Here is an 18,715-nt window from a genome sequence, read left to right as displayed (position 1 = left end):
GCGTGATGTGCTGGAGTGCGAGGGCCGATCTGGTGGCGGGCGTCGGTGTCGCGGCCGTCGGGGTGGCCTGCGTGGCGCGGGTGCGCAGCGTCCGGGACCTGCCGCTCGCCGCACTGCCGCTGCTGCTCGGGGCCCATCAGATCGTCGAGTCGGTGGTCTGGGCCTCGGACGGGGGCAGCGGACCGGCCACCGTCATCTGGGCCGTCATCGCGCTGCCCGTGTTGGCGGTGTGGGTGCCCGCGGGGGTGCTGTGCGCCGCCCCACCGCACGCCCGGCCCCGGCTGACGGTCCTTCTCGCGGCCGGAACCGCGACAGCCGCGATGCTGGCACACGGCCTCGCCGCCGCTCCGGTGACCGCCGAGATCCGCGGTCGTACGGTCGGCTACGCAGTCGACCTTTCCCATCCCCTTCTGCTCGTCATCGGCTACCTCCTGGCCACCGTGGGTTCCCTGCTGCTGTCCGGCGACCGGCGGTTGCTGGTGATGGGAGTCCTGGTCGCCGTGGGCGCCTTGGTCTGCTGGGCTCTGTGGCGGCTGGAGTTCGTCTCGACCTGGTGCGCGTTCGCGGCGATGTGCTCGGTGGTGCTGTTCGGCTGGGTTCGCGCACGGCCGCCCTCCTCGACGCACGTCCCGCGGGTGGGGCAGTGAGGTGGTGGGCGACGCCGGTCCCGAGTGGGGCCGGTACGCGTATGTGACCCAACGGGGCTTCGCCGCCTTACGGGCCCCGCCACCGCACGCGGCCGCGTGGCCGCGTGGCCACGCGGTCTCCCGCGCCGCTGCGAGCCGGGCCACGGCAGTTCACGCCCTGGCCCGGTCCGCAGCGAAGGCGCACGCCTCAGCGTCGTACGAGGTCGATCCGGTACTTCCGGGTCTGCGAACCGTCCTCGCTGGTCACCGTGACGACGGACGACGTCCGGCCGGACTCGCCCGCCCTGTCCACGGCCACGCTCGCGTAGGGGTCGCGTGCCGTCGCCGTGACCGCGCTCCGGTGCGGGTCGGCCGTGACGACCCGGTAGGTGGTCGTGTCCGGGTCGAACGACGCGATCGGGGCACCGGCCACCTCGATGGACGTGGCGGCGGCGTCCGAGGAGACACCGGGGGCCTTGGCGTACACCTCGATCTCGCTCATCGTGATGTAGCCGCCCTGACGTGCCGTCATGACCACGCGCACCCCGGTCGTCGGTCCTGCGTCCAGCGGGACGTCGACCACGGGCGTGCCCTCGGCCCCGACCGTGATGACGTCGCTCGCGTCGACCCAGGCCGAGCCGTCGGCCGTCCGCACCTGCACCTTCAGGCTCTCGGGAAAGGATGCGGTGCTCCCGTCCCGGTGGAAGTGCGCGACGATCCGGTTCAGGTCGCGTGCCTCGGGCAGGGCGAAGGTGATGGCGTCCGACGCATTCTTCGTGTTGCCCGGCTTCCAGTTGGACCAGGCCTTGTCCGAGAGGTCCCCATTGCGCAGGCGCTCCGCGGAGTAGCCGCTCTCGGTGAACGTGGCAGCCACCGAGACACCGTCGCCCGAGGCGATGTCGGCCTCCGCCGCCTCCGTGACCTGCACCCGCACGGCCGCGTCGGCCGTGCCACCGCCGACGACCTGTGCGACGCCCCGCAGCGTCACGACCCCGGCCGTGTCGAACGCCCCGTCGGACGCCGGCTTCCAGGTCACCGGCAGGTCGGTCCGGCCGCCGTTCTCGCCGACGCCGACGACCGTGGCCGGCAGCTCCGGCTTCCCGCTCACGTAGGTCTTGGCACGGCCGGGCAGCGTCGAGGCGATCGTGTCGACGGTGACCAGCGCCGTCGCAGGGATCTTCCGCCCGAGGGAGTCGGTCGCCTCGCCCCTGACACGTACCGTCCCGGGGCCGCGCCACCTCCGGTCCGACGGAAGGCTCCACACCACGGGGAGCGAGCCCCGGGCGCCGTCCCGGAACACCGGTGTCACCGTCGTCGGCAGCTCCGGACGCAGCCCGGGGACGGTGAACGCCTCGGCCCGCTCGGTGCGCAGCACCGTCTCGTCGGTCATGCCCCAGCGCTGGTTCGCCGCCGAGGTCGGGGTGTACGTGGACACGGTGGCACCGTCCGACGAGGACTGTCCGGCGACGTCGAGCAGCCGGCCGGTGGCGACGTTGACGAACGTCCAGGTGCTGTCGCCGGTCGTCGACAGGATCCACTGCGCGGCCTCGGGGACCTGGCTGCCTTCCGGGTCCTCCAGCACGGCCCGGTTGTCACGCACTGCGAGCCGCTTGCCGGTCGTGGCGGCGGTGAGAGCGTAACGCTCACGGTTGTCGGTGCCGCGGGTCAGCTTCGCCACGGACCACAACTGCTGCGCCCTGCCGGGGTCGGTCGTGCGGATGACGACACCGCTGCCGTCGTCCGACGGGGCCAACGACCTTCCGCTCTGCGCGCCCTGGAGTCGGTAGACATGCCCGGGCTGAACGAGGGCGGCGTCCTTCGCCACACCGCCGACACCCTCGACCAGGAAGGTCGTGACGGACTTCGCGGGGACGGCGAGCGTGGCCGAACGGTCGGTCACCCGGACCGGTGCGCCCTTGACGAGGGCCCCGTCGGCGCTCGTCACCACGGGTGTGACGGTGGCCCGGGGCGCGACCTTGCCGAAGCGGGAGAGATCGAGGGTGACGGAGCGCGCGGACGTGCCGCTGTTCACGTGCACCACGGTCGCCGCACGGCCGGACTTCTTCACCGCGGCGACGCTGGACGGATCGTCGACCTTCACGAAGTGGTCGCCGGGGCGGATGTGGTGGGTGAAGTTCCGGATGGTGTGGAACTTCGAGTTGGCCCGGATCGGGCAGGTCTCCAGGGTGTCCTCGGCCGTGCAGTTGAACGGTACGTGGATGCTGCCCCAGTTCTTGCCCGCCGCGGCCTGGGGGACGGCGTCCTCGATCGGCTGCCAGAACACCCAGGCCGAGGGCTCCAGTTCCCGCATGTCGTCGACCATCCGGGTGGCGATGCCGAGCCCCGGATCCATGCCGGTGAAGTCGGTGCCGGTACCCCAGGTGCCCTCGACCTCGCTCATCCACAGCTTCTGGTCCGCGCCCTTGGCGATGTCGCGTGCGCTGGTGCGCATGCCCGTGCCGTAGGTGTGCACGTTGAGCTGGTCGACAGCGGCTCGGGCGGGGGCGCCGTAGGCGTTCCAGTTCTGGGTGAAGATGCTGGGGTTGGTCTCGTCCATCGCGGAGATCTCGGCGTCGGTCCGCGCCCCGTCGAGCGCCTTGTCGAGCGCGAGGAGCACCTGCTGCTGGAGTGCCGGTCCCGCGTGCGCGCCCTCCTGGCGTCCGCCCGTGGGCTGACCGTCCGCTCCGAGCTGGGTGCCCCAGTAGGGCGTGTTGGGCTCGTTGAGCGGGGCGATGGTGTCGAACTCGATGCCGTGCGCCTTCTCCAGCTGTTCGGTCACGCGCACCAGGTAGGTGGCGAACTCGTCGACGCGGTCCGGGCGGATCTGGTCCGCGCTCGCGTCGAAGCCTCCGGAGACGTATCCGCTGACCGTCTGGAACCAGGGCGGCGAGTTGCTGAACGACTCCCAGCGGGTGATCTTGTCCTTGATCTGGTCCACCCACCAGCGCTGGCCCGCGTCGGCGCCCCAGTCCCAGTGGTCCGGGTTGTTCGGATCCCACCAGTCGGTGTCCTGCCGGGTGGTTCCCTCGGGGGCCTTCCAGAAGCCCTCCATGGTCGCGCCCGTCTTCATGTAGTCCTTGCGGACGTCCGGGGCGTTGCCGCCGCCGATGTTGTACCGCGCGATGTTGAGGCCGAGGCCGTCCTCGCCGAACAGCATGTCCACGAGCTGTCTTCGGATGGGCTCGGGGTAGCGGCCCGTGGCGTTGGCGAACCAGACGAGGCTCGTGCCCCATCCCTCGAACTCCTGCTGCTGGTAGGACGGGTCGATCCGCACGGTGACCGCGCTCCGCGGCGACGAGTCCGCGCTCGCCGGGGGTGCGGCCACGAGACCCGCGCCGAGCATCAGGGGGACCGCCGGCGCCAAAGCCCGGATGATGCGATGCCGATGGGACACGGCACTTCCTTCCACAACACAGAGGTGAGCAGGTTTCGTTGACATGCCCAAAACACCTGCTTAGCATTCGGGAAATCGAGAAAGCGCTTTCCTCGCTCTGAGCTCCCGCTCCCGCACGACCCGAGAAGATCCGCCCAACCCCCGGGAGGAACCACATGAGGTCGTCGTTACGCACTCGCCCGGCGCCCCGCACGGCCCCGCCGCGCAAGCGCGGCGTTCCCGCTCTCCTGCTCGCCCTGCTGCTCGGCGCCACGGCGGTACCGGCCGGCGGCGGCAGCGCCGCCGCGCAGACCCAGGCGCCGCCGGCACCCCTCGCGGAGACGTCCCCCACCGGCTTCGCCGCGGTCAACGCGCTCGGTCAGAACGGCACCACCGGCGGAGCCGCCGGACCGACCGTGACCGCCACCACCACGCAACAGTTCCTGGACTACATCGACACCACGGGCCCGCTGGTCATCCGGGTCCAGGGCACCATCGACATCACCAGCAAGCAGGGTGTGCGCCCGAACAAGACCATCATCGGAGTCGGTTCCTCGGCCGTCATCAACGGCGGCGGCCTGGACTTCTACCGTTCCTACAACGTCATCGTGCGGAACATCAGGTTCACCAACGCCGAGGACGACGCCGTCAACGTCGGCCAGGAGTCGCACCACATCTGGATCGACCACAACGAGTTCGTCGCGCCCCTGGACGGGGCGATCGACGTCGTCCGCGGCTCCCAGTACGTCACCGTGTCGTGGAACTGGTTCAACCGGACCGACAAGAGCATGCTGCTCGGGCACTCCGACGGCAACGGCAGCCAGGACGCCGGCAAGTTGAAGGTCTCCATCCACCACAACTTCTTCGACGGCTCGCGGCAGCGGCATCCACGGGTGCGGTTCGGTGAGCCCGTGCACGTCTACAACAACTACTACAAGGGAAACGCCCTGTACGGCGTCGCCTCCACCATGAACGCCGGCGTGCTGGTCGAGGGCAACTACTTCGACAGCGTTCCCCACCCCTGCTACTCCGCCGCCGGTTACGACGAGTCGGGGCCGGGCCGGCTGGTGCAGCGCGGCAACGTCTTCACCGGTTCCGGTCCGTGCGAGATCAACGGCACGGTGATCGAACCGCGCACCTACTACTCGTACACCCTGGACCCCGCGGCCGACGTTCCCTCTCTCGTGCGGGCCGGCGCGGGTGTCGGGAAGCTCGGCGCCTGAACCACCTCTCCGCCAACTTCCCGGGGCCCGCCCCTCGGTTACCGAACCGCACCCCGGCGGACGCACCGATCGTGCCGTCGTCCCCACACCCGGCGGCCCCCCCACAGGAGATCCCCACATGACTTCACGACAGACCCCGGAGCCCACCAGCGGACGCACGGCCGTACCGTGGCGCAACAAGATGGTCGTGGCCGCGCTGGCGGCCGCCGTGCTGGCCGGTCCCGGCGTCGCGCAGGCCGCCCCGCCGGCCGCATCGGCGCCCCGGGAGCAGGTGGCGGCGGCCAGTATCACCTGGAACCTGGAACGGGCGAGCAACCCCACCCAGGACCAACGGACCGCGTACGACCTCATCACGGCGGCCATGAACGCCGCGGTGGCCCGCTACAACAACCTCAGCGACCTGGGGAAAAGCATCACCGTCCGCTACGACCCCGGCGTGCCCACCGCTGACGGCAACATCAACGGAACCATTCGCTTCGGCAACCGCAGCTACATGACGGAGAGGACCGCGCTGCACGAGATCGCCCACACCATCGGAGTGGGCACCAGCTCGGGCTGGTCCTCCCACACCGGTCAAGGGGTCTGGAGCGGCGCCCAGGCCACGGCACTGGTCAAGCAGTTCGACGGTTCGGCCGCCAAACTGTCCACCGGCGGTGGGCACTTCTGGCCCTACGGCCTGAACTACGAGAACGAGTTCTCGAACACGGCGGGCGATCGGCACGTCCAGATCGTCGCCGCCATGGTGCGTGACGGTCTGTAACCTGTCGGGCCGGCGCCTGGGGGCGTTGACCGTCCCCAGGTGCGAAGCGTCTCGCTCGGCGGTCACTCAGCCGAGCGTGTGACCGCCGTTGATCCTGATGCGTTCGCCTGTGACGAAAGCCGCCTCGGGGAGGCGAGGAAGGACACGGCGGCGGCCACGTCGTCGGGCCGGCCCATGCGCCCCATCGGCACGTCGGCGGCGTAGGCGGCCAGGGACGCGGGACTCGCTCCGGCGTGCCGTTCGACCGGGATCCAGCCCGGGGCGATGGTGTTCACCGTGATCCCGTACCCGCCCAGTGCGCGGGCCCAGCACTCGGTCAGGCTGTGCTGGGCGGCCTTGGCGGCCACGTACGCGGACATCTCGGGCAGGGCTCGCTCCAGAACGTCCGAGCCGATCTGGATGATCCGGCCACCGCCGCGTTGCCGCATCGCCGGCAGCACCGCCTGCATCAGCTGCGTGGGGCTCTTGACGAAGAACGTGAGCTGGGCGAGGTGGGTCTCCCATGTCACCTCTGTCGGATCCTGCTCGGGTTGCCGGCCGGTGGCGTTGACGACAAGAGTGGCGACGGGGCCCAGGCGGGCCGTGACGTCCCTGACGAGATCCGTGACAGCGGTCTCCTCGGTGACGTACGCGGCGAATGCCTCGGCGGTCCCGCGCGTGCGCGGATGTCCGCCACCAACTCGTGGGCCGCCTCGGTGCCCGCCCGGCAGTTGACCGCGACCGGGTGCCCGTCGGCCGCGAGCCGGCGGGCGATGACGGCTGCGAGGCCACGGGTAGCCCCGGTGACCAAGGCGGTGCCTGCACTGGCTGGAGTTGTCATGCGGTCAAGGTATGTCGAGGGTGCGTGCGTGGCGGCAGGGTCCGGGCAGGAGCCGAACTTTGTTCATCTGATCCTACGAATTCCTGCGGGGCGGGTTACCGCTGTGCGTTCGGCCTGATAGGAAACCTTCCTAATGATTCAGGTCTGGACCAAACCTCCAACCCCCCACCCTGTTTGGAGTTCCCGTGGAACCTGGGAAAGCAGCCCCCGCCCCTCCCTCCCGCCGCACCCTCCTCGCCGTGATCGGCGTCGGCGCACTGACCCCCGTCACCGTGCTCGGCGCCCCGCCCGTAGCGGCGGTGCCGGCCGCCGCCCCGGGTCTTGACGACCCGGCGAAGAAGGAGATCGCCATGAAACTGGTGTCGAGCGCGGAGAACTCCACGCTCGACTGGAAGGCCCAGTACCAGTACATCGAGGACATCGGCGACGGCCGCGGCTACACCGCCGGCATCATCGGCTTCTGCTCCGGCACCGGCGACATGCTCGACCTCGTGGAGCTCTACGCCGAGCGCCGGCCCGGCAACGTGCTCGCCAAGTACCTGCCGGCACTGCGCCGGGTCGACGGCACCGACTCGCACGACGGCCTCGACCCGAACTTCCCCAAGGACTGGCGCAAAGCCGCGCAGGACACGGTGTTCCGGTCCGCGCAGAACGACGAACGCGACCGCGTCTACTTCGGCCCCGCGGTCAGGCGGGGCAAGGCGGACGGCCTGCGTGCGCTCGGTCAGTTCGCCTACTACGACGCCATCGTCATGCACGGCGACGGGGACGACTCGGCCAGTTTCAGCAGTATCCGCAAGCGTGCCCTGCGCACGGCGAAGCCGCCGGCGCAGGGCGGCGACGAGACGGCGTACCTCAACGCCTTCCTCGACGCGCGGGTGTGGGCGATGAAGCAGGAGGAGGCCCACAGCGACACCAGCCGGGTCGACACCGCGCAGCGCGTCTTCCTGCGTCAGGGCAACCTCGACCTGAACCCGCCGCTGGACTGGAAGGTGTACGGGGACAGCTACCACATCGGCTGACCCTCGCGGTGCGCCCATGAGAGGGTGCGGGCATCGGCACGTGGGGCCGCCCGGTGACACGGTCACCGGGCGGCCCGCGCCCGTGGTCACCCGCCCGCAGGGGTGCTGCCGCCGCCCAGTCGGTCTGCCAGGCAGGCGAGGTAGAGGGCCATGGCGGACCGGTGGTCGCGCAGGGGGCGGCCGGTGATCTGCTCGATCTTGCTCATCCGGTAGACGACGGTGTTGCGGTGGATGTGCAGGGCCGCGGACGCTCGGACGAGATTGAAGCCGCTCTCGCACCAGGCGGTGATCGTGTCGCGGAGCACCGGCCAGTCCGGCTGGGCACGCAGCTCCGCGGCGGTGCGATCCAGCAGGCGGCTGCGGGCCGGCTGGCCGACGGCGGCCAAAACCTGGTGGACGCGCAGTTCCGTGATCAGGTGGACGGGAGAGTCACCGGCCAGACGAGCGCCCAGGCGGAGCGCGTCGCACGCGTCCTGGTAGGAATCGTGCAAGCCGCCCACGGACGTGGCCGGTTCGCCGATTCCCGCGCGGGCCAGGAGCCCGTCCTGAGCGGCTATGACGTCGATGAGGCGCCGGCAGTCGTCGGCCACGGACGTGGCCGGGCCGCGGGCCGGGAGCCGATGCAGTACGCCGATCCATCCCGGCGAGGTGCCGGCCACGACGTCCTGGGGGTCGGCGAAGACGTCGCGGACCGTGCGCAGCAGTTCCGAGCGGACCAGCGCCATGTCGCGGGCGGGAGGAACGGCCTGGCGGCGAGAACCCGTGTCGGGCACGGGCGGCACGCTCACCTCGAACGCCACCGCGACCCGTTGCAGCCGCAGGTCGAAGCCCAGTTCGGCCGCCCGGAACTCGAGGAAGTCGCCTTCGACGACCTGCGGATCGTACGAGGCGATGTCGGCGAGCAGTTTCTCGGCCGCCCGCTCGGCGAGCAGGCGGGAGCGCAGCATCACGGATTCCCTGAGCAGGATCTCCGTCTGGCGCTTCACCAGCAGTCCGAACCGGCGCACCTGGGCGGGAGTCCCGGTGATGCCGACCGTGCCGACCGCCTGCCCTCCCGTGACCAGCGGCAGGGTCACTCCGGGCCGCACTCCGCGCAGTTGCTGGGCCTGCGACGCGTTGTGCGTGGCGGGCTCCTTGGTGCGTATCACGTCGACGGACGCCTCGTGGAAGGTGCCGACCCGGCTGCTGTCACCGCTGCCGATGACCATGCCCTGCGCGTCGGTGATCAGCACGTTGAAGCCGATGACCGCGGTGGTGTCCCCGGCGATCTCCTGCGCGAGTGACGGACTCAGCACGAACGTTCCTCCCGTGGCGGGGATGGACGCACCGTACAGCTGAGCGAGCGATTTCGGCCATAAGTTCGTACGAAGTGACCGGTGACGTACCGCAGGCCGGTCCATAGCGTATGGCTCCATCACCTCCCCGCCGGGGGCACAGCGCGGTGAACGGCGGGTCCCTTCAGCGCCGACACGCCGATCCGCCCACACGCCGTTACGCCGTTCCGGAAGGCCCAAGCCGATGATCCGTGTGCGTTCACTTGTTGCCGCTTTGTCAGCGGTTCTCCTGATACCGACCGCCGCAGCCTGTGGCTCGGGCGACGACGACGCCCCCAAGAACGTGTCCGCGAAGACCGCCGCGCTGGGCACGCTCACGCCGGGCGTGATCAAGGTGGCCGTCCAGCCGTACGCCCCCTACACCAGCGTCCAGGGCGACAGAATCGTCGGCCTTGACGGAGACATCCTCAACTACGCGGCCAAGAAGCTCGGCCTTGAGGTCAAGCCCCAGGTCACCGACTTCGCCGGCATGCTCGCCGGGGTGCAGTCACGCCGGGTGGACATCACCATCGGCGGCGTCGCCTGGTCCGCCGACCGGCAGAAACAGGGGCTGTTCACGGACCCGCCCTACTACTCGCCCCCGGCGATGGCCGTCCGGTCCGGCAAGACGTACAAGACGGTCGAGGACCTGGAGGGCCTCGACCTCGGCACGGTCGAGGGGTACGTCTGGGTCAAGTCGATCCAGGCCGTGCCCGGTGCCAAACTGCACGCCTACCCCGACGCCAACGGCGTGCTCGACGATCTCGGCGCCGGCCGGGTCGACGTCGGATTCCTCGACCCGCTGATCATCATCGCGGCGCAGAAGGAACGCCCGGAACTGAAGATCGAGACGCAGTACCTGACGCCGCCGACCGCCGCGCAGGTCGAGGCGAAGCCCGCCTACGCCTACTTCCAGCCGTACCAGACCGGCTTCTACCTGCCCAAGCAGGCCACCAAGCTGGAGCAGGCCATCTCCGCGCAGATCGACGCCATGTACGCGAACGGCGAGATGGCGAAGCTCGTGAAGAAGTACGGCGGCGACCCCGAGCAGTTCCTCACGCCGGCCGCCGACGTCGCCACCGCGCGGCGAGGCGTGGACCGCCCCCGGGACTGGACGCCGCCGTCCGTCGCGACCCAGTGAGGCGATGACAGACATGTCCGGTCTCTTCCAAGTCCCCTGGTCCGACTACCAGTCCGACCTCCTCGACGCGCTCGGGCGCACCGTCTCCTACACCGTCGTGAGCTTCGTCGGCGCGGTGGCGCTCGGCCTGGCCGTGGCGCTGCTCAGACTGAGCAAGGCATGGCCGGCACGCGCCGTCGCCGCCGTCTACACCGAGGTCTTCAAGAACATCCCGCTGCTGGCCATCATCTTCCTGACCTACTTCGGACTGGCCTCGGCCGGAATCCGGCTCGACGTGTTCACGGCCGGCTGCCTCAGCCTCGTCGTCTTCTACGCCGCCTACCTGTCCGAGATCTTCCGCTCCGCGATCAGCGGGGTACACGCCGGACAGACCGAGGCGGGCGAGGCGCTGGGCCTCGGCAAAGTGGGCATCTTCGGCCACATCATCCTGCCGCAGGCCCTCCGACAGGCGCTGCCCGGCACCAACACCATGCTGGTCGACCTGCTCAAATCCACCTCACTGCTCGTCACCGTCTCCGCCGCCGAGCTGATGTCCGAGGGGCGCCTCATCACCTCGGCCACCTTCCGGGCGCTGGAGGTGTACCTGGTCATCTCGGCCATCTACTTCGCCCTGTGCTATCCGCTCTCCCAGCTTCTGCTCCTGCTGGAACGGAAGGTACGGACCGGCGTTCCCCTGTCCCCGTGGCGACGGCGGCGGATGCGCGCGGCCCGCGCCCTGCTCGCCGGCGGCACGACCGCGGACGTAGCCGTGAAGGAGGCGGCGGTATGACCGAGCCCGTCATCACCACCGAGGCCCCGGCCCCCACTCCCGCCGAAGCCGTCGTACGGATCGAAGGGCTGCGCAAGTCCTTCGACGGCCGGCTGGTGCTCGACGACGTCCATCTCACCGTCGGCCGGGGCCGCATCGTCAGCGTCATCGGGCAGAGCGGCGGCGGCAAGACGACCCTGATGCGCTGCGTCAACCTGCTGGAACGCCCGGACCAGGGCACGGTCGAGGTCGCCGGCCAGATCGTGCACAGCGGCGGCCGTATGGTCTGCCGCGACCTGCCCGCGCTGCGCCGCACCGTCGGCATGGTCTTCCAGCGGTTCAACCTGTTCCCCCACCTCACGGCCGTGGAGAACGTCGTACTGGCGCAGCGCAAGGCCGGCGTCCCCGAACAGGAGGCACTGGAGCGGGCCGTCGCGCTGCTGCGCCGGGTCGGGGTGGCCCACCGCGGCCTCGCCCAGCCCGACCAGCTCTCCGGCGGCGAGCAGCAACGCGTCGCGATCGCGCGGGCCCTCGCCCTGAAACCCGAAGTACTGCTCTTCGACGAACCCACCTCCTCCCTCGACCCGGAGGCCACCCGGGAGGTGCTGAGCGTGATGCGGGAACTCGCCTCGGACGGAATGACGATGCTGCTGGTCACCCACGAACTGCCCTTCGCCCGCGAGGTGTCCGACCACGTCGTCTTCGTCGACGGCGGCCGGATCGTGGAGGAGGGCAGGCCCGAGGAGGTCCTCGACCGTCCTGCCCGGACCCGGACCCGTGAGTTCCTCGCCTCGTACGGGACCGCGTCATGACCCAGGCGTTCGACGACCGTGCCGGACCCGTCGTGGTCGTCGGGGGCGGAGTCATAGGGCTGTGCACCGCGTACTACCTCGCCGCGGCCGGTGTCGCGGTGGAGGTCGTCGAGCGGCGCGGCCTCGGCTCGGGGGCGTCCCGGGGCAACGCCGGATGGGTCTGTCTCAGCCATTCGACTCCCGTCCCGGCCCCGGGGATCGTGCGCTACGCCCTGCGCTCCCTGGGGCGCCCGGACTCACCGCTCTACCTCCGCCCCCTTCCCGATCCCGCGTTCGTACGGTGGCTGTGGCGGTTCTGGCGCAGCAGCACCCCGGCCGCCTTCCGGCGCGGGTACGCGGCCATCGCCGAGCTGAACCGCGGCACCTTCGACCTCTTCGACGGCCTGCGCGCGGCCGGAGTCGACACGACCCTGACCCGGCCCGGCATGGTGCACGCCTTCCTCTCGGAGGCCGAGGCCCGTCACCACCACGCACTCCAGCGGGAGATGGCGGACGGCCACTACCCGATGCCCGCCGACGTCACCACGGGGCCCGAAGCGCATCTGCTGGACGGGGCGCTGTCGCCCCGGGTCCGTGCGGCGTACCTCGTCGAAGGGGAGGGGGTGGTCGACCCTGAGGCGTTCGCCCGGGCGCTCGGCGAGGCACTCGCCGCCCAGGGGGTGAAGGTCCACGAGAACGCGGAGGCCATCGGTTTCCGGACCGCGGGTGGCCGGGTCACCGCGCTGCGAAACGCGCAGGGCGACATTCCCTGCGGGGCCGTCGTCATCGCCGCCGGAACGCGTTCTCCCGGCCTGCTGCGCTCCCTGGGACAGACGCTGCCCCTGCAGGCCGGCAAGGGCTACAGCTTCTCGGTGGACCTGGACCAGGCCCCGTCGCACACCCTGTACTTCGGCGAGCGCCGTGCCGTCGCCTCACCGATCGGCGGTACGACGCGGATCGGCGGCACGATGGAGTTGAGCGGCAACAACAACCGCCTCGACTGGCGTCGCATCGTCGCCGTCGCCCTCGCCAGCCGGCAGTACCTGGGCCGCTGGTTCGACGATCCGGACGACCTGGTCGGCCTGATCAGGGACCCGTGGGTCGGCGGCCGGCCGTTCCTCCCCGACGGGCTCCCCGTCATCGACCGCGTCCCGGGCCACGACAACGCCTTCGCGGCCACCGGCCACGGCATGCTCGGAGTCACGCTGGGCCCGGTCACCGGGCACAGACTCGCCGAGTACGTCCTCACCGGCCACCGGCCCGGGGCCCTGACACCCTTCCGCTACGACCGGCTCCGGCACTGACGATCTCCTGCGCGGGAGGTCAACCGGCCGGAGTGCCGCACGGTTCCTGCTGGTTGCTGCCGGTCGTTCCCCGACCGGCAGTGGCGGCACCGTGGGTACGCTGGGCGCGACCTGCCCGTCAGCGCGGAAGGACACCGACCCCATGGAGTTCGCCTTCGCAGGCCGGGTGATCGAATGGCGTGGGCCGTCGCCGTACTACTTCGTCGCCGTGCCGGACGAGGAGTCCGCCGACATCCGCGAGGTGGCCGCCATGGCCACGTACGGCTGGGGCGTGATCCCGGTCGAGGCCCGGATCGGCGAGGTCGCCTTCACGACGTCGCTCTTCCCCAGGGACGGCGGTTACCTGCTGCCGCTCAAGAACGCTGTGCGCAAACCGCAGGGCCTCTCGGCAGGTGACGAGGTGGCCGTGGAGATGGCCGTCCGCCTTCAGTAGGACGAGCGGTTGCTGTCTTCGCTCTGCGGCGCCGAAGATTCGGAAGGTCACCTACCGATCACGATATCCGGATCTTGTAATTCCGGACAACCTTCGTTCACGACAAGTTGTCTTGCGGTTTATGAATAGTCAACCTGTGCCCGACGTCACGGTTATTGTCGGGGCGTATGAAGCCATGCCCTATCTCGTCCGCTGTCTGGAATCAGTCGAGACACAGACACTGGGTGCGGACCGATTAGAGATCGTCGCCGTCGATGACGGATCGAGTGACGGCACCGGCGAATATCTGGAGGATTTCGCCGCCGCGTCGAAGGTGCCCACCAGGGTGGTGCGTCAGGCCAACTCCGGTGGTCCCAGCGGCCCGCGCAATGTCGGGCTGTCGCTGGCTCGCGGCCGCTATGTCTTCTTTCTGGACGCCGACGACTATCTGGGGGACGAAGCACTGGAGCGGATGGTCGCGATGGCCGACCGCGCCGGCACGGACGTGGTGCTCGGGAAGATGGAGGGAGTCAACCGCGGGGTCGCGAGGTCGATGTTCACCCGGACCCAGGAACGCGCCGACGTCTACACCTCGCAGGTCATCTTCGCGCTGAGCGCCCAGAAGCTGTTCCGGCGCGAGCTGCTCCTGCGCCTGGGCCTCAGGTTCGACGAGAGCCTCGCCACCGGTGAGGACGCGCTCTTCACCATGGAGGCGTATCTGAGCGGCAACGGCGTGTCCGTCGTCGCCGATTACGTCTGCTACTACCTGGTGGGCCGGGACGACGGAAAACACGCGACGCGAAGAGGCGATTACACGGCCCGCTTCGCCGCCATTCACGCGCTGATGGACCTGATCGCGAGACTCGTGCCGCCGGGTGCCGAGCGGGATCAGCTGATGGTCAGGCCCTTCACGGTCGGCCTGCTGCAGCAATTCGGGGCCGGCCTGCTGAAACAGCCGGAAAGCGAGCAGTCACACAGGATGGAACTCGCCGCTCCGATGACGGCGGCGTACTGGACCACGGGAGTCGCCGACCGGATAAAGGTCAACGAACGGCTGATACTCACCTGCGTCGCCATGGGCAGGCTGGACGCCTTGAAGGACATTCTGGAATTCATCCGCGCCAAGACGGTGCCGGAAGCGGTCCACCACGGCCGAGCCGGAAAACTGCACCTCGTCTATCCGTATTTCCGCGACCGGCGGACGGGTATTCCCGACGAGACGTACAGGGTCACCGTCCCGGACTGGTCGGGGAGCCGGCGGGTCATGCCGTCGTCGAAGCCCCGGCCGTCCGTCGCCAGGGGGACGGTGCGGCAGGTCCGCAGGCGCATACGCAGACTCCGGCCCCGCGGATGATCCCTCCGGGAATCCCGGCCGGTCGTGAGCGGGCCGTGCCCGCAGTCCCCGAGCGCGGGCCATGGGGCACGCCCTAACCGGCGTCCAACGGCCTTTCGAAGAAGGTCTCCAGTACCACCGTCGCCTGCGTCCCGCTGACCCCGTCGATGGCGTAGAGGCGGCGCAGTACGTCCTGGAGCCGCTCGGTGGTCGCGGTGCGCACCTTCACCAGGACGGCAGCGCTGCCCGCGATGACGTGCGCCTCCTGGATCTCCGGGACGGCGGCGAAGTCCTCGGCCCGGTCGCCCATCCACGACGTCGAGTCGACGAGCACGAAGGCCAGGACCCCGCGGTCGAGTGCCGCGGGGTCGACGTCGACCGTCGTGGCCCGGATGACCCCCTGCTCGCGCAGCTTGCGTACGCGCTCGTGCGTGGCACCCGCCGACAGGCCGACGACCTTGCCCAGTGCGGCGTACGGCTGGGTGGCGTCCCGCTGGAGCAATGCGATCAGCTGACGGTCGATGGCATCCACTGATTTCATGTGTCGACCATATAGGCTTCGGCGTTGGGCGTATTACGTTGAACAACATCCTGATCGATCCCTCTGGGAGGACGCCATGCCCGCCGACGGCCTGTACGAGATCCTGGACGAGCGCTTCCGCACGGGAGGCTGCGCGAACGGCGACAGCAGGCTGGAGGTCCTGTACGACGGCTGCCGCTGGGCCGAGGGCCCGCTGTATCTCCCCGCCTGGCGCCAGTTGATCTGGAGCGACATCCCGAACGACCGCATCCTGCGCTGGGACGAGGCCACCGGCACGGTCGGCGTCTTCCGCACCCCGGCCGGACACAGCAACGGCAACACCCTCGACCCGCGGGGCCGCCTGGTCACCTGCGAGCAGGGCAACCGCCGTGTCACCCGCACCGAGCCCGACGGGACGGTGACCGTCCTCGCCGACCGCTACGACGGCAAGCGGCTCAACAGCCCGAACGACTCCGTCGTACGCTCCGACGGCACGATCTGGTTCTCCGACCCGGACTTCGGCATCACCAGCGACTACGAGGGCCACCGCGCCGAATCCGAGATCGGGGCGTGCAACGTGTACCGGATCGACCCCGCCACGCAGGAAGTACGTCTCGCCGCCGACGGGTTCGCCGGGCCCAACGGCGTCATCCTGTCCGGTGACGAGAAGCAGCTGTACGTCTCCGACTCGCGGAGCGCCCGGATCCACGTGTTCGACATCCGCGAGGACGGCACGCTCTCCGACGGGAGAGTCTTCGCCGCGGCGCGCGGCGACGTCCACTTCGACAACATCCGCTTCGACGACGAGGGCCGCCTGTGGGCCGCCGCCCTGGACGACGGCGTCCACTGCTACGACCCCGACGGCACCCTCATCGGCCGGCTGCGCCTGCCCGAACCCGTCTCCAACATCGCCTTCGGTGGCGCCAAGAACAACCGCCTGTTCATCACGGCCACCACCTCCCTGTACTCACTGATGATGTCGGTGACGGGGGCGCCGCGCCTCTAGGCCCTGTCGTCAAATTCCCGCCTGCCTCGCGGCGCCATGCACGCACTCTCGCCGCACCGGGCACAGACCCGCGTACGACCAGTACGAGGGCCTGTGCCCGGCACGCCGAGAGCACGCACCTGGCGCCGCGAGGCCCGCCCTCCGGGCGGACGACGGGAATTCGACGACAGGGCCCAGGCGGTTCTCTCCCGGGACCGGCGGGCGCCCCCGGCAGTCTCCGTCAGAGGCCGAACTCCTGGGTGGACAGGCCGAGTACCGAACATGCCTCACGCAGAACCTGCTCCTCGGCCGGCGCGACGTATCCGTCCGCACCCGCGACGACGAAGCCGGTCTGGACGACCGCCCTGGCCTCCGTCGGCTTCTTCGCGGCCTTGGCGATCTCCTGCAGGGCCTCGGCCTTGCCCTGCTGGAAGTTGACCGCCAGCTGGTCGACGTGCTTGTTGAAGCGCTGCCGCAGCTGCTCGGACGGGAAGTTCTGCAGCACGTCGTTGCTCAGGATCAGCGACTCCACATGCTGCCGCTCGGCCGGGTCGACATGCCCGTCGGCGGCGGCGACCAGGGCGCACATGGCCATGCTGGCGTCTCGGTAGGCGCCGCTCTTCAGCTCGGTCTTGAGGGAAGTGAGCTGGGACTTGAGTGTGTTCACCAGCTGCGCTTTCGATCCCCCGGAGGACCCCGAACCCGGCCGCCCGTGTCCGCCGGCGCTCCGCGTGCCCTGCGCCTGCTGCTGCAGACCCTTGGCCTGGTCCTTGAGCCGATCCCACATCGCCATCTGTACTACCTCTGCTTCGCCCGTGTCGTTCCGGTCGGCCGCGTTGTTCCGCGCCTCCTTCTGCCAACTCCTTCCGACTCCCCGAAGTTCCATGGTCGGCCGGCCTTTGGCGCGGGTGGGCGCAACCGGCCTGTCCAGCGAACCGAACGCGCCATGCGGGGCGAGAAAGTGGCGCAATCGGGTGTTGCGGCTTCGTTTCACCGGGCGCAGCCTGCTTCATATGGGAGCGCTCCCACTGGCGTCCCGCGCAACCCACACCCCACATCCCCCCACTCGGAAAGAGGGAGATCATGAATTGTCATGATCACGACAAGAAAGTCGGTGCACGTCTGACACTCTCCCTGAGCATGCTCGTCGCGGTGCTGCTCTGTCTGATCCCCTGGAGCGGCACGGCCGTGGCCCACGGTTCGGTCGTCGACCCGGCGTCCCGCAACTACGGCTGCTGGCTCCGCTGGGGGAGTGACTTCCAGAACCCGGCCATGGCACAGGAAGACCCCATGTGCTGGCAGGCATGGCAGGACAACCCGAACGCCATGTGGAACTGGAACGGCCTGTACCGCAACGGCTCCGCCGGCAACTTCCAGGCGGTCGTCCCCGACGGCCAGCTGTGCAGTGGTGGTCGGACCGAGGGTGGCCGCTACAACTCCCTGGACACCGTGGGTCCGTGGAAGACCACGGACGTCGGCAGCAACTTCACCCTGCGGCTGTACGACCAGGCCAGCCACGGCGCCGACTACTTCCTGGTCTACGTCACCCGGCAGGGCTTCGACCCCACCACCCAGCCGTTGACCTGGAGCGACCTGCAACTCGTCGCCCGGACCGGTACGTACGCCCCCAGCCAGAACTACTCCATCGACGTGAGCACCTCGGGCCTCACCGGCCGCCACGTCGTCTACGCCATCTGGCAGGCGTCGCACATGGACCAGACGTACTTCCTGTGCAGCGACGTCAACTTCCGCTGAGCCCGGCCGGGTTGTCGCCCGGCCACGGGGTCCCGCCGGACGCACCGCGCCGGCGGGGCCCCGCCTCCCAGGACGGCCCGGGCGGCAACGCGGATCGCGACGGCAGGGGCTCGGCGTGGTTCAGAGCGCCAGGACCGCACGCACCATCTTGCCGCCCCCGCGGACCGGGGCGACGTCGAAGCGCTGGGCCAGACACCGGACCATGGCCAGGCCCCGCCCGCTCTCGCCCCCGTCGGTCAACGGCCGCACCCGGGGCGGGGCCGGGTTGTCGTCGTAGACCTCGACGGTCACCCGCTCGTCGGACACCTGCAGGCGCAGACGGCAGGAGCCGCGTCCGTGCAGGGTGGCGTTGGCGACCAACTCGGACACGATCAGCGTCGCGTCGTCGATCTGCCCGGCATCCACCCGTGCCATCCGGGGGCGCGAGCGGGCGAGGAACGCGGTGGTCAGCTTCCGCGCCCGTCCGGCCGACTCGGCGTTGTCGGGCAGCAGATACTCCACGCGTACGGAACGCCGATGGGTACGCCGATGCGCACGCATGGCGGATCACTTCCCCTCCTGGGACACCCGGCACATCCGCGGCCTGGCC

18 protein-coding genes are annotated in these 18,715 nt (G+C 70.0%); 12 read left to right on the top strand and 6 right to left on the bottom strand.

The genetic code is table 11. The annotated features are described in order from the left end of the window. Positions 1–5 precede the first annotated feature (5 nt). Complete coding sequence (locus tag KUM49_RS21760) at positions 6–647, top strand: DUF6629 family protein (protein WP_217238553.1); 642 nt, start codon at positions 6–8, stop codon at positions 645–647. 187 nt (positions 648–834) lie between these two features. Here the strand turns inward: KUM49_RS21760 and KUM49_RS21755 are convergent, their stop codons facing one another. Further along, positions 835–4,020, bottom strand: a complete 3,186-nt coding sequence (locus KUM49_RS21755; RefSeq protein WP_374200187.1) for a glycoside hydrolase — start codon at positions 4,018–4,020, stop codon at positions 835–837. A gap of 155 nt (positions 4,021–4,175) precedes the next feature. Here KUM49_RS21755 and KUM49_RS21750 point away from each other — a divergent pair, with 155 nt between their 5' ends. Together KUM49_RS21750 and KUM49_RS21745 are read left to right on the top strand one after the other, a co-directional pair. Beyond that, positions 4,176–5,222: a polysaccharide lyase family 1 protein gene (locus tag KUM49_RS21750; protein WP_217238551.1), complete on the top strand. Its 1,047-nt coding sequence runs from the start codon at positions 4,176–4,178 to the stop codon at positions 5,220–5,222. A 181-nt stretch (positions 5,223–5,403) separates the two neighbouring features. Next, the gene (locus tag KUM49_RS21745) at positions 5,404–5,982 is read left to right on the top strand and encodes a hypothetical protein (protein ID WP_217238595.1); all 579 of its coding nucleotides are present in this window, start codon (positions 5,404–5,406) and stop codon (positions 5,980–5,982) included. Between the two features lie 62 nt (positions 5,983–6,044). On the opposite strand, the gene KUM49_RS21740 is transcribed toward KUM49_RS21745, so the two are convergent. After that, positions 6,045–6,692 (bottom strand): SDR family NAD(P)-dependent oxidoreductase, encoded by a 648-nt coding sequence (locus KUM49_RS21740; protein ID WP_217238594.1) that lies wholly within the window; start codon positions 6,690–6,692, stop codon positions 6,045–6,047. Positions 6,693–6,987: 295 nt separating this feature from the next. On the opposite strand from KUM49_RS21740, the gene KUM49_RS21735 reads away from it, so the two are divergent. After that, positions 6,988–7,824 carry a chitosanase gene (locus KUM49_RS21735; protein WP_217238550.1) on the top strand — a complete coding sequence of 279 codons (837 nt, stop codon included), beginning with the start codon at positions 6,988–6,990 and terminating at the stop codon, positions 7,822–7,824. An 86-nt stretch (positions 7,825–7,910) separates the two neighbouring features. On the opposite strand, the gene KUM49_RS21730 is transcribed toward KUM49_RS21735, so the two are convergent. Beyond that, entirely contained in the window at positions 7,911–9,119 is a 1,209-nt protein-coding gene (locus KUM49_RS21730; RefSeq protein WP_217238549.1) for a sugar diacid recognition domain-containing protein, read from the bottom strand. Positions 9,120–9,372: 253 nt separating this feature from the next. Between KUM49_RS21730 and KUM49_RS21725 the strand changes: the two genes are divergently transcribed. From KUM49_RS21725 to KUM49_RS21700, 6 genes are all read left to right on the top strand, one after another. Further along, the gene (locus KUM49_RS21725; protein WP_254401581.1) at positions 9,373–10,278 is read left to right on the top strand and encodes an ABC transporter substrate-binding protein; all 906 of its coding nucleotides are present in this window, start codon (positions 9,373–9,375) and stop codon (positions 10,276–10,278) included. Between the two features lie 4 nt (positions 10,279–10,282). Next, positions 10,283–11,047 carry an amino acid ABC transporter permease gene (locus tag KUM49_RS21720; RefSeq protein WP_254401580.1) on the top strand — a complete coding sequence of 255 codons (765 nt, stop codon included), beginning with the start codon at positions 10,283–10,285 and terminating at the stop codon, positions 11,045–11,047. Further along, positions 11,044–11,838, top strand: coding sequence for an amino acid ABC transporter ATP-binding protein (locus tag KUM49_RS21715; protein WP_217238547.1), 795 nt, complete (start codon positions 11,044–11,046; stop codon positions 11,836–11,838). Before KUM49_RS21720 ends, KUM49_RS21715 begins: the two co-directional genes overlap by 4 nt. Next, the gene (locus KUM49_RS21710; protein ID WP_254401579.1) at positions 11,835–13,121 is read left to right on the top strand and encodes an FAD-binding oxidoreductase; all 1,287 of its coding nucleotides are present in this window, start codon (positions 11,835–11,837) and stop codon (positions 13,119–13,121) included. The genes KUM49_RS21715 and KUM49_RS21710 overlap by 4 nt, the downstream gene beginning before the upstream one ends. A 142-nt stretch (positions 13,122–13,263) precedes the next feature. Further along, on the top strand, positions 13,264–13,554 hold the full coding sequence (locus tag KUM49_RS21705; protein ID WP_217238546.1) for a DUF1905 domain-containing protein: 291 nt from the start codon (positions 13,264–13,266) through the stop codon (positions 13,552–13,554). A gap of 121 nt (positions 13,555–13,675) precedes the next feature. After that, complete coding sequence (locus tag KUM49_RS21700; protein WP_217238545.1) at positions 13,676–14,887, top strand: glycosyltransferase family 2 protein; 1,212 nt, start codon at positions 13,676–13,678, stop codon at positions 14,885–14,887. A 73-nt stretch (positions 14,888–14,960) separates the two neighbouring features. Here KUM49_RS21700 and KUM49_RS21695 read toward each other — a convergent pair whose 3' ends face one another. After that, positions 14,961–15,398, bottom strand: coding sequence for an Lrp/AsnC family transcriptional regulator (locus KUM49_RS21695; protein WP_217238591.1), 438 nt, complete (start codon positions 15,396–15,398; stop codon positions 14,961–14,963). An 85-nt stretch (positions 15,399–15,483) separates the two neighbouring features. Here KUM49_RS21695 and KUM49_RS21690 point away from each other — a divergent pair, with 85 nt between their 5' ends. Then, positions 15,484–16,392 carry an SMP-30/gluconolactonase/LRE family protein gene (locus KUM49_RS21690; protein WP_217238544.1) on the top strand — a complete coding sequence of 303 codons (909 nt, stop codon included), beginning with the start codon at positions 15,484–15,486 and terminating at the stop codon, positions 16,390–16,392. A gap of 220 nt (positions 16,393–16,612) precedes the next feature. On the opposite strand, the gene KUM49_RS21685 is transcribed toward KUM49_RS21690, so the two are convergent. Next, positions 16,613–17,164: a tellurite resistance TerB family protein gene (locus KUM49_RS21685; RefSeq protein WP_217238590.1), complete on the bottom strand. Its 552-nt coding sequence runs from the start codon at positions 17,162–17,164 to the stop codon at positions 16,613–16,615. A 290-nt stretch (positions 17,165–17,454) separates the two neighbouring features. On the opposite strand from KUM49_RS21685, the gene KUM49_RS21680 reads away from it, so the two are divergent. Then, a complete protein-coding gene (locus tag KUM49_RS21680) occupies positions 17,455–18,126 on the top strand; it encodes a lytic polysaccharide monooxygenase (protein WP_217238543.1) in 672 nt (223 codons plus the stop codon). Positions 18,127–18,246: 120 nt separating this feature from the next. On the opposite strand, the gene KUM49_RS21675 is transcribed toward KUM49_RS21680, so the two are convergent. Next, positions 18,247–18,666, bottom strand: a complete 420-nt coding sequence (locus KUM49_RS21675) for an ATP-binding protein (RefSeq protein WP_254401576.1) — start codon at positions 18,664–18,666, stop codon at positions 18,247–18,249. Positions 18,667–18,715: the final 49 nt, after the last annotated feature.

Source organism: Streptomyces sp. AC555_RSS877 (assembly GCF_019049245.1).
Taxonomy (GTDB): domain Bacteria; phylum Actinomycetota; class Actinomycetes; order Streptomycetales; family Streptomycetaceae; genus Streptomyces.
The sequence above is the reverse complement of the archived record's forward strand: the minus strand, read 5'-3'. Positions and strand labels throughout refer to the sequence as shown.

What these genes read in the sequence shown, in the direction of transcription:
- KUM49_RS21760 (WP_217238553.1), top strand. Translation starts at nt 6, where the DNA reads ATGTGCTGGAGTGCGAGGGCCGATCTGGTGGCGGGCGTCGGTGTCGCG.
- KUM49_RS21750 (WP_217238551.1), top strand. Translation starts at nt 4,176, where the DNA reads ATGAGGTCGTCGTTACGCACTCGCCCGGCGCCCCGCACGGCCCCGCCG.
- KUM49_RS21745 (WP_217238595.1), top strand. Translation starts at nt 5,404, where the DNA reads ATGGTCGTGGCCGCGCTGGCGGCCGCCGTGCTGGCCGGTCCCGGCGTC.
- KUM49_RS21720 (WP_254401580.1), top strand. Translation starts at nt 10,283, where the DNA reads ATGACAGACATGTCCGGTCTCTTCCAAGTCCCCTGGTCCGACTACCAG.
- KUM49_RS21715 (WP_217238547.1), top strand. Translation starts at nt 11,044, where the DNA reads ATGACCGAGCCCGTCATCACCACCGAGGCCCCGGCCCCCACTCCCGCC.
- KUM49_RS21710 (WP_254401579.1), top strand. Translation starts at nt 11,835, where the DNA reads ATGACCCAGGCGTTCGACGACCGTGCCGGACCCGTCGTGGTCGTCGGG.
- KUM49_RS21705 (WP_217238546.1), top strand. Translation starts at nt 13,264, where the DNA reads ATGGAGTTCGCCTTCGCAGGCCGGGTGATCGAATGGCGTGGGCCGTCG.
- KUM49_RS21700 (WP_217238545.1), top strand. Translation starts at nt 13,676, where the DNA reads ATGAATAGTCAACCTGTGCCCGACGTCACGGTTATTGTCGGGGCGTAT.
- KUM49_RS21690 (WP_217238544.1), top strand. Translation starts at nt 15,484, where the DNA reads ATGCCCGCCGACGGCCTGTACGAGATCCTGGACGAGCGCTTCCGCACG.
- KUM49_RS21685 (WP_217238590.1), bottom strand. Translation starts at nt 17,164, where the DNA reads ATGGCGATGTGGGATCGGCTCAAGGACCAGGCCAAGGGTCTGCAGCAG.
- KUM49_RS21680 (WP_217238543.1), top strand. Translation starts at nt 17,455, where the DNA reads ATGAATTGTCATGATCACGACAAGAAAGTCGGTGCACGTCTGACACTC.
- KUM49_RS21675 (WP_254401576.1), bottom strand. Translation starts at nt 18,666, where the DNA reads ATGCGTGCGCATCGGCGTACCCATCGGCGTTCCGTACGCGTGGAGTAT.